Annotated in this window: 12 protein-coding genes; 10 read left to right on the top strand and 2 right to left on the bottom strand. The window is 66.4% G+C overall.

Annotated features, from left to right (window positions below; genetic code table 11):
- Window positions 1-56 precede the first annotated feature (56 nt).
- The 9 genes from P0652_RS15245 to soxA all read left to right on the top strand — a co-directional run bounded on the left by P0652_RS15245 (window position 57) and on the right by soxA (window position 8106).
- Window positions 57-1685, top strand: coding sequence for an acyl-CoA synthetase (locus P0652_RS15245; RefSeq protein WP_284179713.1), 1629 nt, complete (start codon window positions 57-59; stop codon window positions 1683-1685).
- A gap of 1 nt (window position 1686) precedes the next feature.
- Complete coding sequence (locus P0652_RS15240) at window positions 1687-2550, top strand: PPC domain-containing DNA-binding protein (protein WP_284179712.1); 864 nt, start codon at window positions 1687-1689, stop codon at window positions 2548-2550.
- 9 nt (window positions 2551-2559) lie between these two features.
- Window positions 2560-3345: an SDR family NAD(P)-dependent oxidoreductase gene (locus P0652_RS15235; RefSeq protein ID WP_284179711.1), complete on the top strand. Its 786-nt coding sequence runs from the start codon at window positions 2560-2562 to the stop codon at window positions 3343-3345.
- A 121-nt stretch (window positions 3346-3466) separates the two neighbouring features.
- Window positions 3467-3916, top strand: coding sequence for a (2Fe-2S)-binding protein (locus tag P0652_RS15230; protein ID WP_284179710.1), 450 nt, complete (start codon window positions 3467-3469; stop codon window positions 3914-3916).
- A gap of 13 nt (window positions 3917-3929) precedes the next feature.
- Window positions 3930-6101: a xanthine dehydrogenase family protein molybdopterin-binding subunit gene (locus P0652_RS15225; RefSeq protein ID WP_284179709.1), complete on the top strand. Its 2172-nt coding sequence runs from the start codon at window positions 3930-3932 to the stop codon at window positions 6099-6101.
- A complete protein-coding gene (gene soxX, locus P0652_RS15220; RefSeq protein ID WP_284179708.1) occupies window positions 6098-6556 on the top strand; it encodes a sulfur oxidation c-type cytochrome SoxX in 459 nt (152 codons plus the stop codon). The genes P0652_RS15225 and soxX overlap by 4 nt, the downstream gene beginning before the upstream one ends.
- On the top strand, window positions 6522-6998 hold the full coding sequence (locus P0652_RS15215) for a SoxY-related AACIE arm protein (RefSeq protein ID WP_284179707.1): 477 nt from the start codon (window positions 6522-6524) through the stop codon (window positions 6996-6998). The genes soxX and P0652_RS15215 overlap by 35 nt, the downstream gene beginning before the upstream one ends.
- A 2-nt stretch (window positions 6999-7000) precedes the next feature.
- The gene (locus P0652_RS15210; RefSeq protein WP_284179706.1) at window positions 7001-7330 is read left to right on the top strand and encodes a thiosulfate oxidation carrier complex protein SoxZ; all 330 of its coding nucleotides are present in this window, start codon (window positions 7001-7003) and stop codon (window positions 7328-7330) included.
- The gene (soxA, locus tag P0652_RS15205; protein WP_284179705.1) at window positions 7327-8106 is read left to right on the top strand and encodes a sulfur oxidation c-type cytochrome SoxA; all 780 of its coding nucleotides are present in this window, start codon (window positions 7327-7329) and stop codon (window positions 8104-8106) included. The genes P0652_RS15210 and soxA overlap by 4 nt, the downstream gene beginning before the upstream one ends.
- A gap of 4 nt (window positions 8107-8110) precedes the next feature.
- Here soxA and P0652_RS15200 read toward each other — a convergent pair whose 3' ends face one another.
- Window positions 8111-8848 carry a hypothetical protein gene (locus tag P0652_RS15200; protein WP_284179704.1) on the bottom strand — a complete coding sequence of 246 codons (738 nt, stop codon included), beginning with the start codon at window positions 8846-8848 and terminating at the stop codon, window positions 8111-8113.
- A 172-nt stretch (window positions 8849-9020) separates the two neighbouring features.
- Here P0652_RS15200 and P0652_RS15195 point away from each other — a divergent pair, with 172 nt between their 5' ends.
- The gene (locus P0652_RS15195; protein ID WP_284179703.1) at window positions 9021-10415 is read left to right on the top strand and encodes a M20 family metallopeptidase; all 1395 of its coding nucleotides are present in this window, start codon (window positions 9021-9023) and stop codon (window positions 10413-10415) included.
- A gap of 6 nt (window positions 10416-10421) precedes the next feature.
- Here the strand turns inward: P0652_RS15195 and P0652_RS15190 are convergent, their stop codons facing one another.
- Window positions 10422-12806 (bottom strand): penicillin acylase family protein, encoded by a 2385-nt coding sequence (locus P0652_RS15190; protein WP_284179702.1) that lies wholly within the window; start codon window positions 12804-12806, stop codon window positions 10422-10424.
- Between the last annotated feature and the right edge of the window lies 1 nt (window position 12807).

Below are 12807 nucleotides of genomic sequence, written 5' to 3'. Positions count from 1 at the left end.
AAACCTCGCATGCGTGCTGCCCTTGCTGATCCAGTCACGATTGTGGAGTGCCTGAAATGATGCCTGAAGGACCGAAAGGCGGTCTGCCCCGCTGCTCGAACCGGGTGATGAATCTCGCGCATATTCTGCGCCAGAATGCCCGTCGCTTTCCCGAGAGGCCGGGCTTCGTCTGGGGCGAGCAGAGCTGGAACTGGGCCGAGATCGAGCGAGAGGTCAATGCGCTGGCCGGCGCCCTGCAGGCGCGCGGCCTCGGCAAGGGTGACCGGCTGATTGTGCATTCGAAGAACACCGCACAGATGTTCTTCTCGCTTTTTGCGGCCTTCAAGCTCGGTGCGGTCTGGGTGCCGACCAATTTCCGCCTGATGCCGGAAGAGGTGATCTATCTCGCCGATTTTTCGGGCGCGAAGGGCTTTCTCTGCCATGGCGACTTCCCGGATCATGCCGAGGCCGTGGCAAAAAACGTCCCCGGAATCGAATTCACCTGGCGGATGGACGAGCAGGCGAGGCCTGGCAGTTTCGGCGAGGCGGATGTCTCCGCGCGGATGGATGCCTTCCGCGGCCAGACCGTGCCGGACGTGCCGGTCGAGCATGATGATCCCTGCTGGTATTTCTTCACCTCCGGCACGACGGGCCGCTCCAAGGCGGCGGTACTGACGCATGGCCAGATGGCCTTCGTTATCACCAACCACCTTTGTGATCTGCTGCCAGGCACGACCGAAGCGGATGCCTCGCTGGTCGTCGCGCCGCTCAGCCATGGCGCGGGCGTCCACCAACTTAACATCGTCGCACGCGGAGCGCCGACCATCCTCCTCCCGACCGAGAAATTCGATGTCGAGGAAGCCTGGCGCCTCGTCGAGCACTACCGCGTGACGAACATGTTCACGGTGCCGACCATCCTGAAGCTGCTGGTCGAGCATCCGTCCGTCGACCGGTTTGATCATTCCTCGCTGCGCTCGGTCATCTATGCCGGCGCGCCGATGTATCGCGAGGACCAGAAATTCGCGCTGAAGAAGCTCGGCAAGGTTATCACGCAATATTTCGGCCTCGGCGAGGTGACCGGCAACATCACCGTGCTTCCGCCCGCCCATCACGACCCGGAGGATCAGGCCAATACAAAGTTCGGAACCTGCGGCTTCGAGCGGACGGGGATGCAGGTCTCGATCCAGAACGATGCCGGCGAGGAGCTGAGGCCTTTCGAGACGGGCGAGATCTGCGTCATCGGGCCGGCCGTCTTCGCGGGCTACTACAACAACCCGGAGGCCAATGCGAAAGCCTTCCGCAATGGCTGGTTCCGGACAGGCGATCTCGGCCATATGGACGAGCAGGGCTTCGTCTACATTACCGGCCGGGCCTCGGACATGTATATTTCCGGCGGCTCGAACATCTATCCGCGCGAGGTCGAGGAGAAGATCCTCACCCATCCGGCCATTGTCGAAGTGGCGGTTCTGGGCGTGCCCGACAAGCTCTGGGGCGAGGTCGGTGTCGCGGTCTGCGTGGCGCGGGAGCCGGTGGACGAGGCCACCCTTGCAGCCTTTCTGAGCCCGAAGATCCCGCGCTACAAGATGCCCAAGCGCTTCTTCTTCTGGGAGGCGCTGCCGAAATCCGGCTATGGCAAGGTGCCCAAGCGCCTTGTGAAGGACGAATTGATCGCCCGCGGCCTCATCACCGAAGACGGGTTGGCCTGACATGGCCCGCCCCGCCTTCATCGCGCAGCCGGGTCCGCCGCAATCGCCGCGCATTCTTGCGGTCGAGGGCAGGGGCCGCGCCTTCCGCATGGTGCTGAAGGCCGGGACGCCGCTGCTCGAGGCCACACGGCAGGGTTTCGCGGCGGAAGGCTTTGCCAGCGGCACGCTCACTCTCGGTGCGCTGGCTTTGGGACCTATCGCCTATGTCATGCCGGCCCTGAGCGTCGACGGGAAGAACGCCGCCTTCTATTCCGGGACCTTCCGGCCTGCCGGCATCTCCCGGCTCGAGGCCGGGGCGCTGACCTTCGGCTGGCGCGATGGCCAGCCCTTCTTCCATTGCCACGCCCTTTGGCGCGAGGCGGACGGGCACCGCACGGGCGGGCATATCCTGCCGGAGGAGGCCGTCCTCGCCGAGGATGCGGAGGTCGAGGCTTTCGGAATCGACGGCGCGCGCTTCGAAGGCAACCCGGACCCCGAGACGAATTTCAAGCTGTTCGGCCCGGTTCCCGCCGCGCCGGCCGGCACCCGGACCGACCGCCGCGCTTTCGCGGTGCGGCTGCGGCCGAACCAGTGTTTCCATGCCGCGCTCGAAACGCTGGTGCGGGAGCAGGGCCTCGCTGCCGCGTCGATCCATGGCGGCGTCGGCTCGCTGATCGGCTCTTCCTTCGAGCACGGGCTGGAGACAGAGCCTTTTGCTACCGAGGTCTTCATCACCCGGGCGCTTGTCCGCCCGGATGGCCCGGGACTGCGCGCCGAGATCGATATTGGCCTTGTGGACTATACCGGCGGCCTCGCCGAAGGGCGCCTGAAGCGGGGTGCCAACCCGATACTCATGACCTTCGAACTGATCGTGGCAGAAGCCTGAGGAATGACCATGAAACCGACCCCCTTGAAAACCGTGCTCGTCACCGGAGCAGCTCGTGGCATCGGTCTTGCCGCCGCCGAACGCTTTCTTGCCGAAGGCTGGGCCGTGGCCATGCTCGACAGCAACCATGAGACGCTGGCGGCCACCGTAAAGGCCCTTGATCGGCCTGACCGCGTCATGGAACTGCCGCTTGATGTCTCGAAACCAGCCGATGCGGCGGAAGCCGCCGAAGCGATGCGGGCCCGGTTCGGCCGCATTGATGCGCTGGTCAACAATGCCGGCATCGCGCATTTCGGCATGGCGATCGACACCCCGCTCGAGGTCTGGAACGAGATCATGGCGGTCAATCTGACCGGGCCCTTCATCATGACGCAGGCCCTGTTCCCGCTGATGCGCGAGACCGGCGGCGCGATCGTCAACATCACCTCGATCTCGGGGCTGCGGGCCTCCACCCTGCGCGTGGCCTATGGCACGTCGAAAGCCGGCCTTGCCCATCTCACGCGGCAGCTGGCGGTCGAACTGGCAAGCTATGGTATCCGCGTCAATGCCGTAGCGCCCGGCCCTGTCGACACAGCCATGGCGAAGAAGGTCCATTCGCCGGAAATCCGGAAGGATTACCACGATGCCATGCCGTTGAACCGCTACGGGCTGCCCGAGGAGCTGGCGGATGCGATCTTCTATCTCTGCTCGCCGGGTTCGAGCTACATCACGGGCCAGGTGCTCGCCGTGGATGGCGGTTTCGATGCGGCCGGGATCGGCCTGCCGACCTTGCGCCGCGATCTCGGAAACGGTTGAACCGGGAAGGGCCGATTTCGATCACGAAAATGTGGGCGGCTGCGGCCTCACAACCGCGTGACAACCATTATCCCTGGGATAGTCTCGAACCATTCCAGAAAAAGCTCCCGGGGAGGTCTCGATGGCCAGCTTGAATGTCAACGGACGCGTCGTCGAGATCGATGCGCATCCGGATACGCCGCTGCTTTGGGCCCTGCGCGAACAGGCCGGGCTGACCGGAACGAAGTATGGGTGCGGCATCGCCCAATGCGGCGCCTGCACCGTGCATATCGATGGTGAGCCCGTCCGCGCCTGCTCGGTCACGCTGGGTTCGCTCAATGCCAATCAGAAGGTTGTCACGATCGAGGGCCTTTCGCCCGATGTCAGCCACCCGATCCAGAAAGCCTGGCTACAGCTCGACGTGCCGCAATGCGGCTATTGCCAGTCCGGCATGATCATGGCGGCGGCCGCGCTTCTCGCGAAGAAGCCGAAGCCCACCGATGCCGATATCGACGAGGCGATGACGAATATCTGCCGCTGCGGCACCTATAATCGCGTGCGGGCGGGCATCAAGCTCGCCGCCGGCATCTGAGGGAGAGGCGATCATGGCTGACAATGCTGTTCTTTCCCGCCGCTCGCTCCTGAAGGGCTCCGCTGCGGCGGTTGGTGCCTTCACGCTGGGCTTCTCCATCCCCTTCACCGAGGCGCAGGCCCAGGGCGCAACGCCGGAAGTCAATGCCTGGGTTGTGATCCACCCGGATGACCGGATTGTTGTGCGCATTGCCCGCTCGGAGATGGGGCAGGGCACGCTGACGGGCCTTGCCCAGCTTGTGGCCGAGGAACTCGAGGCCGATTGGTCGAAGGTGAGCTGGGAATACCCGACCCCGGGCGAGAACCTGCGCCGCAACCGCGTCTGGCGCAATTTCGCGACCGGTGGCTCACGCGGGATCCGCGATAGCCACCAATATGTGCGCGAAGGCGGTGCAGCGGCGCGGATCATGCTGGTCCAGGCGGCGGCGAAGGAATGGGGCGTGCCCGAAGGCGAATGCCGCGCGGCGAAGAGCGTCATCACCCATACGCCCACCGGTCGTACCGTCACTTACGGCAAGGTTGCAGCCGCGGCGGCCAAGCTTGACGTGCCGAAAGAGGTCAAGCTCAAGCCAGCCAGCGAATGGACCATTGCCGGCAAGTCGGTGAAACGCCTCGATACGGTCGACAAGCTCAACGGCAAGCAGGTCTATGGCGCCGATATCCGGCTGCCGGGCATGCTCAATGCCGCGATCAAGGCCTGCCCGGTTTTCGGCGGCACCCTGGCCAGTTTCGATGCGGCCAAGGTCACTGGCATGCCGGGCGTGAAGAAGGTCGTGCAGGTCGACAGGCGCACGGTCGCCGTCATTGCCGATCATTGGTGGCAGGCCAAGACCGCGCTCGATGCGCTGCCCATTACCTGGGATAACGGCCCGCATGCCTCGGTCTCGTCCGAGACCATCGCCGCCACCCTGCGCGAGGGGCTCGATGCCGAGCAGGCGTTCGAGGGCAACAAGGCGGGCGATGCGAAGGGCGCGATCGCCTCGGCGGCCAAGCGTGTCGAAGCGACCTATTCCTACCCGTTCCAGAACCATGCCTGCATGGAGCCGATGAATGCCACGGCGCTCTGGACCCCGGAGAAATGCGAGGTCTGGTGCCCCACCCAGAACGGGGAATCGGCGCTTGCCGCCGCCATCGAGGCTTCCGGCCACCCGGCGGCGAAATGCGATGTCTACAAGGTCCATCTCGGCGGCGGTTTCGGCCGGCGCGGCCGCTCGGATTACGTCACGCAGGCCGTCTTGATCGCGAAGCAGATGCCCGGCGCGCCGGTCAAGCTGCTCTGGAGCCGCGAGGAGGACATGCTGCAGGGCACCTACCATCCTATCACCATGGCACGGTTGGTCGGCGGTCTCGACAAGGACGGGAACCTGACCGGCCTCCACATGCGGATTTCCGGCCAGTCGATCCTGTCGGGGGTCAACCCGCAGGGCTTGCAGAACGGCCGCGATCCGTTTGTTTTCCAGGGCCTGAATCCGGGCGGGCAGGAAGGCCCGTTCGGCTATGGCATCCCGAACCTGCTGATCGACCATGCCATGCGCAACCCGCATGTCCCGCCGGGCTTCTGGCGCGGCGTCAACCTCAACCAGAACGCCATCTATGTCGAATGCTTCATGGATGAGCTGGCGCATGCTGCGGGCGTCGACCCGCTCGAATTCCGCCGGCGGATGATGAAGAACACGCCGAGGCATCTCGCCGTGCTGGAGGCCGTCGCCAAAGGCATCGGCTGGGGTTCGCCCTCGGCGCCGGGCACGGCGAAAGGCCTCGCCCAGATCATGGGCTTTGGCTCCTATGTCGCGGCGGCGGCCGAGGTTTCGGTGTCGAATGCCGGCGAGATCAAGGTCCACCGCATCGTCGCGGCCACCAATCCGGGCCATGTGGTCAATCCGGACCAGGTGGCGGCGCAGGTCGAGGGGTCCTTCGTCTATGGCCTCTCGGCGGCCTTCCATCAGGAATGCACGGTGAAGAACGGCCGGATCGTCGAGGAGAACTTCGATACCTATCCCGCCATGCGGATCAACGAGATGCCGAAAGTCGAGAGCATCCTCGTTCCCTCCGGTGATTTCTGGGGTGGCGTCGGCGAGCCGACCATCGCGGTTGCGGCACCGGCCGTGCTGAACGCGATCTTCGCCGCCACCGGCAAGCGGGTCCGCTCGCTGCCGCTCAAGAACGCGGATCTCCGCCGCGCGTGAGCGGGCGGGCCGCACATGCCGGAACCGGGAGGGAGCTTTGGCTCGCCATTGCTGCCTTCCTCGTGGCCCTCGCCATGCCGGCAAGGGCACAGCAAGACGTGCCTGAGGCGGGGCCGCTGGCTGTCTCGCGTCCGCCGGACGCCGAGAATGGCCGCCGGATCGTCACGGATCGACGCAAGGGTCTGTGCCTGCTCTGTCATTCCGGCCCTTTTCCGGAGGTGCGTTTCCAGGGCGATCTCGCGCCCTCGCTGGCCGGTGCCGGCAGCCGCTGGACGCCGGCACAATTGCGGGCCCGGTTGATCGACAGCCGGCTCTTCAATGGCGAAACGATCATGCCGCCCTATTTCCGGGCGGAGGGACAGTCCAGGATGGCCGTCGCCTTCAAGGGCCGCACCATCCTCACAGCCGAGGAGATCGAGGATGTCACGGCGTTTCTTGCCACCCTTCGCGAGTGAGACCAGCCGGCGGGCTGTGCTGGCCGGCGGCATGGCGGCCATCGGTCTTGTGACGCTGCGGCCTGCCCGGGCGGAGCCGGATGATATGGTCCGCGCCATCCGTGAATTCACCGGAGGCATCGAGCCTCGCGCCGGCAAGGTCACGCTCGACATCGCGCCGCTGGTCGAGAACGGCAACGCGGTTTCCTTCGAGGTGCTGGTCGACCATCCGATGAGACCGGACGATCATGTGCGCGAGATTGCGCTCTTCACCGACAAGAACCCGTTGCCCGATGTCGCAGTCTTCCGCCTGACGCCGCATATGGGCAAGGCCCATGTCGTTTGCCGGATGCGGCTGGCCACGACGCAGCACGTAACCGCTGTTGCACGTCTGACCGATGGCTCCTTCTGGGCTGACCGGCGGGAGGTCATCGTCACTATCGCCGCCTGCACGGAGGAATAGCCATGGCCACGGCAATGATCCTGCTGCCGCGTACTACGATCCGGGCCGGGGATGTGGTCATGATCAAGGCGATGATCTCGCACCCGATGGAAACCGGCTTCCGTCGCACCGACACTGGCGGCGAGATCCCCCGGAACATCATCCGGCAGTTCTCCTGCCGCTATGCGGGCGAGATCGTCTTCTCCTGCAATTTCCACCCCGCCATTGCGGCCAATCCCTTCCTGTCCTTCCCGGTCCTCGCAGCCCGGAGCGGACCGCTGGAATTCGTCTGGCGCGGCGACAATGGATTCCTTCATCGCGAGCAGGCCATGCTGCAGGTCGCGGCTTCGTGACAGGCCGGGCGGGGCGCGCATTTGCGCTGGCTATCCTCCTGCTTGGCCATGCCCTGGCGGACGACATCCCCGCCAACCAGCGCTTGTCCGGCCATGACATGATGGGCGCCGAGGCTCAGGCCATGCAGCGGGATGACTTCGCGAACCCGGCCATGCTTGCCGTCAAAGAAGGGGAAGCCCTGTGGAAAGCCGCGCCGGGGGAAGGGCGCCCTTCCTGCCAGTCCTGCCATGGCGATGCGGCCGAGAGCATGAAGGGCGTGGCAGCCCGGTATCCCGCCCGCGACGCATCGACAGGACGGGCGTTTGACCTGCCGGGGCAGATCCAGGCCTGCCAGACCGGGCGGCAGGCCGTGGCCCCTTCGGCGCGGGAAAGCGCCGCCCTGCTGGCCCTCGAGGCTTATCTCTCCCTGCAATCGCGGGGCATGCCGTTGGCCTCGCCCCGGGCACGCGGGCTGGAGGATGCAGTTCTGCGCGGGGAGAAGCTCTATCGCCAGCGCTTCGGCCAACTCGACCTGTCCTGCGCGCAATGCCACAGCCAGAACTGGGGCCGATCCCTGGGCGGCACGCGTATTCCGCAGGCGCATCCGACGGGCTATCCCCTGTTCCGGATGGAATGGCAGGCGATCGGCTCGTTGCAGCGCCGGTTCCGTAACTGCATGACCGGCATCCGCGCCGAACCGTTTCCGGCCGGCGCGCCGGAATGGGTCGATCTCGAGATATACCTGAAGGAACGCGCGGCCGACATGGCGATGGATGCACCAGGCGTGCGGCCCTGATCGCTCATTGCCCGGTTTCGGGCACGCGCACGATATTCCAGTCCCCGTCCCACAGGCCGCGCCGGGCGGCCAAGGCGGCATCGCGCGCTGCCAGCATGGCGCGGTCCGGCAGCGGCCCCGCCGGTTTTACCCACCCACCTTCGACGAGCAGCAGGGCGAGGTCACGCCCCTCGACGGCGCAGCGCCAACGGGCGGTTCCCGGATCGCGCGGGGAGCGGATCGGCTGGCCGGATTGCAGCGTGCAAAGCAGGTCCTTGCCGCGGACATGGCCGATCAGGGCGGCGCGCGCCTGCAGGCCGCAGGCCCAGAGCCGCTTGTCACCCCCGAGGCAGATGGCCGAGGCGGGCGGGCTGTCGAGCCCGTCCAGCGCAATGGCGACCTCTTCGTTGGTCAGGATATCGCCCCGGAGCGGTTCGAAAGGGCCGGCTATCCGCACGGGCCGGGCGAAGCGCGAGCGATGCCCGAAATCCCGGGGGGCGAAGGGCGAGAGCCGGTCATCGCCTGCATCCTCCTGCAGGCCGGCCGGTGACACCGGGCGCGGCGCCTGCGGGACGCCGACGAGGATGTCCGGCGGCTGGGGGCGCAGCGCGGGGATGAAGCGATAGGCCGCAAGGCCGATTGCGACGACGAAGAGACTGCCGAGAGCGGTCAGCGTCAGGCTGCCGAGGCGCAGCCTCGGCTGTCGGGTATTGCTTCCTTCACTGGGCCCCGTCCGGGGGGCTTCGCTCGATCGTGGCGGCATTCGGGCCCCGGATGCATGTCTGCCCGACGATAAGCCCAAACCCGGGCCGGGTGTCCAGCCTCCGCGTCGCGCATCGGGGCACGGGATTGGCGATTGGCGGGGATCTCCCCTTGCACATGCAGCGTGGCTGGAGAACATTCGGGCCAACCTGATCATTGCCGGAAACCCGACCATGCCCCAACCCGATCGCCAGGCCGCCCTTTCCCGTGCGGCCGAGACCTTCACGTCCGGAGCCTTCTGGAACAAGCTGGCCCGCCGGATCGCCCTGCCAACCGAGAGCCAGAACCCTGACCGGGCGGAAGCTCTGGCGGCCTATCTCACGGACGAGATGGTGCCGGATTTCGCCGCCATGGGCTTTTCGACGGAGATCCTCCCGAACCCGAAAGGCGGCGGGCCTTTCCTGCTGGCCTCCCGGATCGAGGATCCAGCCTTGCCGACTGTGCTCGGCTACGGCCATGGCGATGTCATCCGCGGCATGGATGCCGAATGGGCCGAGGGACTATCGCCCTGGCAGCTCGTCGAGCGTGGAGATCGCTGGTATGGCCGCGGCGTCGTCGACAACAAGGGCCAGCACCAGATCAACATGGATGCGCTGCGCGCCGTGCTGGAAACGCGCGGCAAGCTTGGCTTCAACGCGAAATACATCATCGAGATGGGCGAGGAGATGGGCTCGCCCGGTTTGCGAGAGATCTGCGAACAGAACCGCGAACGCCTCGCCGCCGACCTGCTGGTCGCTTCCGATGGTCCGCGCCTCTCGGCCGCCCGGCCGACCATCTTCCTCGGCGCGCGCGGTGGCTTCACCTTCGATTTGTGGATTGATGCGCGGGATGGCGGGCACCATTCGGGAAATTGGGGCGGGCTGATCTCCAATCCGGGTATCGAGCTGGCCCATGCCATCGCCTCTCTGGTCGGCCCGACAGGCCAGATCCGCGTGCCTGAATTCGTCCCTAAGGAGATTCCGGCTTCTGTCCGCCGGGTGCTGGCGGATATCGAGGTCACCTCGAACGAGGGCGGCCCCGCGCTGGAACCGCATTGGGGCGAGCCCGGCCTGACCCTCGCCGAGAAGGTGTTCGGCTGGTGCAACCTCGAGGTGCTGGCCTTCGAATGCGGCAATCCGAGAGCCCCGGTCAATGCCATCCCGCCCCGCGCCTGGGCGCGGATGCAGCTGCGCTTCGTCGTGGGCATCGATACCGACAACCTGATGTCCAACCTGCGCCGCTTTCTCGACCGGCAGGGTTTTGCCCATGTGAAGATCGGCCCGTCGCGCGACTCGATGTTCATCGCGACGCGGATGGACCCCGATCACCCGCAGGTGCAATTCGCCATCCGCAGCCTCACCGCGACCCATGGGACGGCGCCGGCCATCCTGCCCAATCTCGGCGGCTCGCTGCCCAATGACATCTTCACCGATGTGCTCGGCCTGACGACGATCTGGGTGCCGCATTCCTATCCGGCCTGCTCGCAGCACGCGCCGAACGAGCATGTGCCGGTCGAGATCATCCGGCAGGGCCTTCAGCTGATGGCCGGCCTCTACTGGGATATCGGCGAGGGCATTCCGCGCGGGTGAGGTTTGTCAGACCGGCAGCAATGTCCAGGTGAAATGCGTGGCCTCCGCGATGGCCGCATCGGAATAGAGCATCGGCACATACGCACCCTCGGCCCAGAGCGGTGCGAGGTCGGCGTAATGCGCCGAACGCGGATCACCCGACTGCCCTGGTGCATTGATCGTGACAGAGCGATCCAGATCGGCAAGATCCACCACCATCCGGAAGCTCGCCCCGTGCGTTACGCGGAAATCGGAGGGCCGGTAGCCGGCATGCATCGGCGAGGACGCGGACCCGCCTTTTGGCAGCGGGCCGATATCGAGGCTCCGCTCCGGGTTCCGCTGCAGCAGCGACGAAAGAGGGTGGTCGAACTGGCCGTGATGAAGCTTCCCCCAGGCCCAGCGCGCCGGGTCGGGGCCGAGCCGTTCGTTGGCATCAGCCCAGGCGGCGGCGAGGGTTTCGCAGAGCATGGCGTCCCGGGCGGCCTCGGGCGAGGTACCCCAGCGCGAATCCGGTGCTTCGAGGGCCCGGCAGATCCCCTCGACATCGCCCGGCAGCAGCAGCTTGCGCACGGCCTCCGGGGCAAGTTTCGCCATGACAGCATGGCGGAGATGGCTTGTATACCAGAGCTCGAACAAGGCGGCCGGCCCGCTCCCGGCGGAGAGGACATGGTCCCATCCCGCAAGCAAGGCGAGCGCGGGCGCAATGCCCGCCGGCACCGGGTCCAACGCACCGAGCAGCCCGCAGAGCCGGCGCGCCGGCACGGAGAACGCATCCGTCTGGAGCGCCTGGCTCTCCGCCACCCCAACGGGATGATCGCCGGCCAGCACCTCGTGGATTCGCGTGGCCCGGCTGGCTTCGGTCCATTCGAACCCCACCGGCATGGCCTCGTGCGGCCAATCGGCCGGCAGGTTCATCTCGTTCGCCGTCGCCACGAACCCGGCCTCCGGGTTGCGCAGGAAAGGCAATTGTCCGGCATCGAGGAACCCGTCCCATTCGTGGCTGCCCGTCCCGGGAACGGGTGTCAGGCCCTTCCAGTTCCGCCGGGCCGGCATGAAGCCGCCGGGTGACCAGGCGATCTCGCCCTGCCGGTCGGCATAGACGAGGTTGACCGAGGGCGAACCCCAGCGTTCCGCACTGGCCCGGAAGGCTTCGGGCGTGCGCGTCCGCAGCATGGTCAGGCTCTGGAGATAGGGCGCCGAGCCCGGCTCGAACCAGACCGAGCGGAGTGCTACGGCGCGCGTTCCCCCGGCATTGCGCCACAGGATCGGGCCGTGATGCGAGAAAACGAGGCGGCAAGGCTGGTCCGGATGTCCTTTGACAGGGATCGCCTCCTCAAGAACGGTCATGGCCCGCCAGCCACCCTCGAAACGGTAATGCTCCGGCCGGGCAGGGTCCGTCTCGAGCAGATAGACATCCTCCTGGTCGGCCCCGAAAATCGTCAGCCCGAACGCCGCATCGCCGTTATGCCCGATCGAGAGACCCGGGACGCAGGGCTCGCCGCCGCCGATCGCATCGAAGCCCGGCGCTCTCAGATGCTGGATATAGCGCAGGCTGGGCAGGGAATGGGCACGATGCGGGTCCGAAGCGAGGATCGGCAGTCCGGTCGGGCTGCGCGCACCGGCAATCACCCAGTTGTTCGAGCCCGAGGCCTCGGCATCGAACAAAACCTCATTGAGATCATTGACCTGCCGCCAGTGGGGCGCATCAGTCAGCCCGGCGGCCAGCCGCTCCGGCGAGAAGGTGACATTGGCTTGCGCCAGCCTGAAGGGCAGAAGGGCCTCGATCGGGCAATCCTCCGCCCGGACTCCCTCGGGGAGGGGAGTATCGACCGCGGGATAGAGATATTTCCGCAGGAGGTCGGTCTCGGCATCGGCGCCGGCCAGAACCTGCAGGCGCTGTACTTCCCAGAGGGCATTCCGCGTCAGCCCATGGCTCCGGATCCGGACGACATCCGCGGCCTGCCAGCGCGCGGGCTGGGTTCCGAGCATGGAAAATTCCGGCGGCATCAGCGTGGGGTCGCGTTCGGCTAGCGCGATATAGGCGTTGATCCCGTGAGCGAACCGCGAGCAGATCGCCTCGGCATCGGGCGCATAGGCGGCCCATTCCGCTGTCAAGTCGCCGCGATAAAGGAACAGCCGCGCGGCCCGGTCCTGTTCGAGGAAGCCGGGGCCGAAATCCGCCGCGAGCAGGCCGAGCCCGCGCTTGCGCCAGAGATCGATCTGGAACAGCCGGTCCCGCGCCGCATTGAACCCTTGCACGAACCAGAGATCGTCGAGGCGCGCAGCCTCGAGATGCGGTATGCCCCACCGATCCACCCGGATGCGCCCCGGCGCGGCGAGGCCGGGCAGGCTGAATGTCAGGTTATGCTCGAGCGGCGAGGGCGGGGTGGCATGGGCATTCGGCGAGGTCATG

Source organism: Rhabdaerophilum sp. SD176 (assembly GCF_030143245.1).
Classification (GTDB): Bacteria; Pseudomonadota; Alphaproteobacteria; order Rhizobiales; family Beijerinckiaceae; genus Rhabdaerophilum.
Note: the sequence above shows the minus strand (reverse complement) of the source record. Positions and strands in the feature narration are given on the sequence as shown.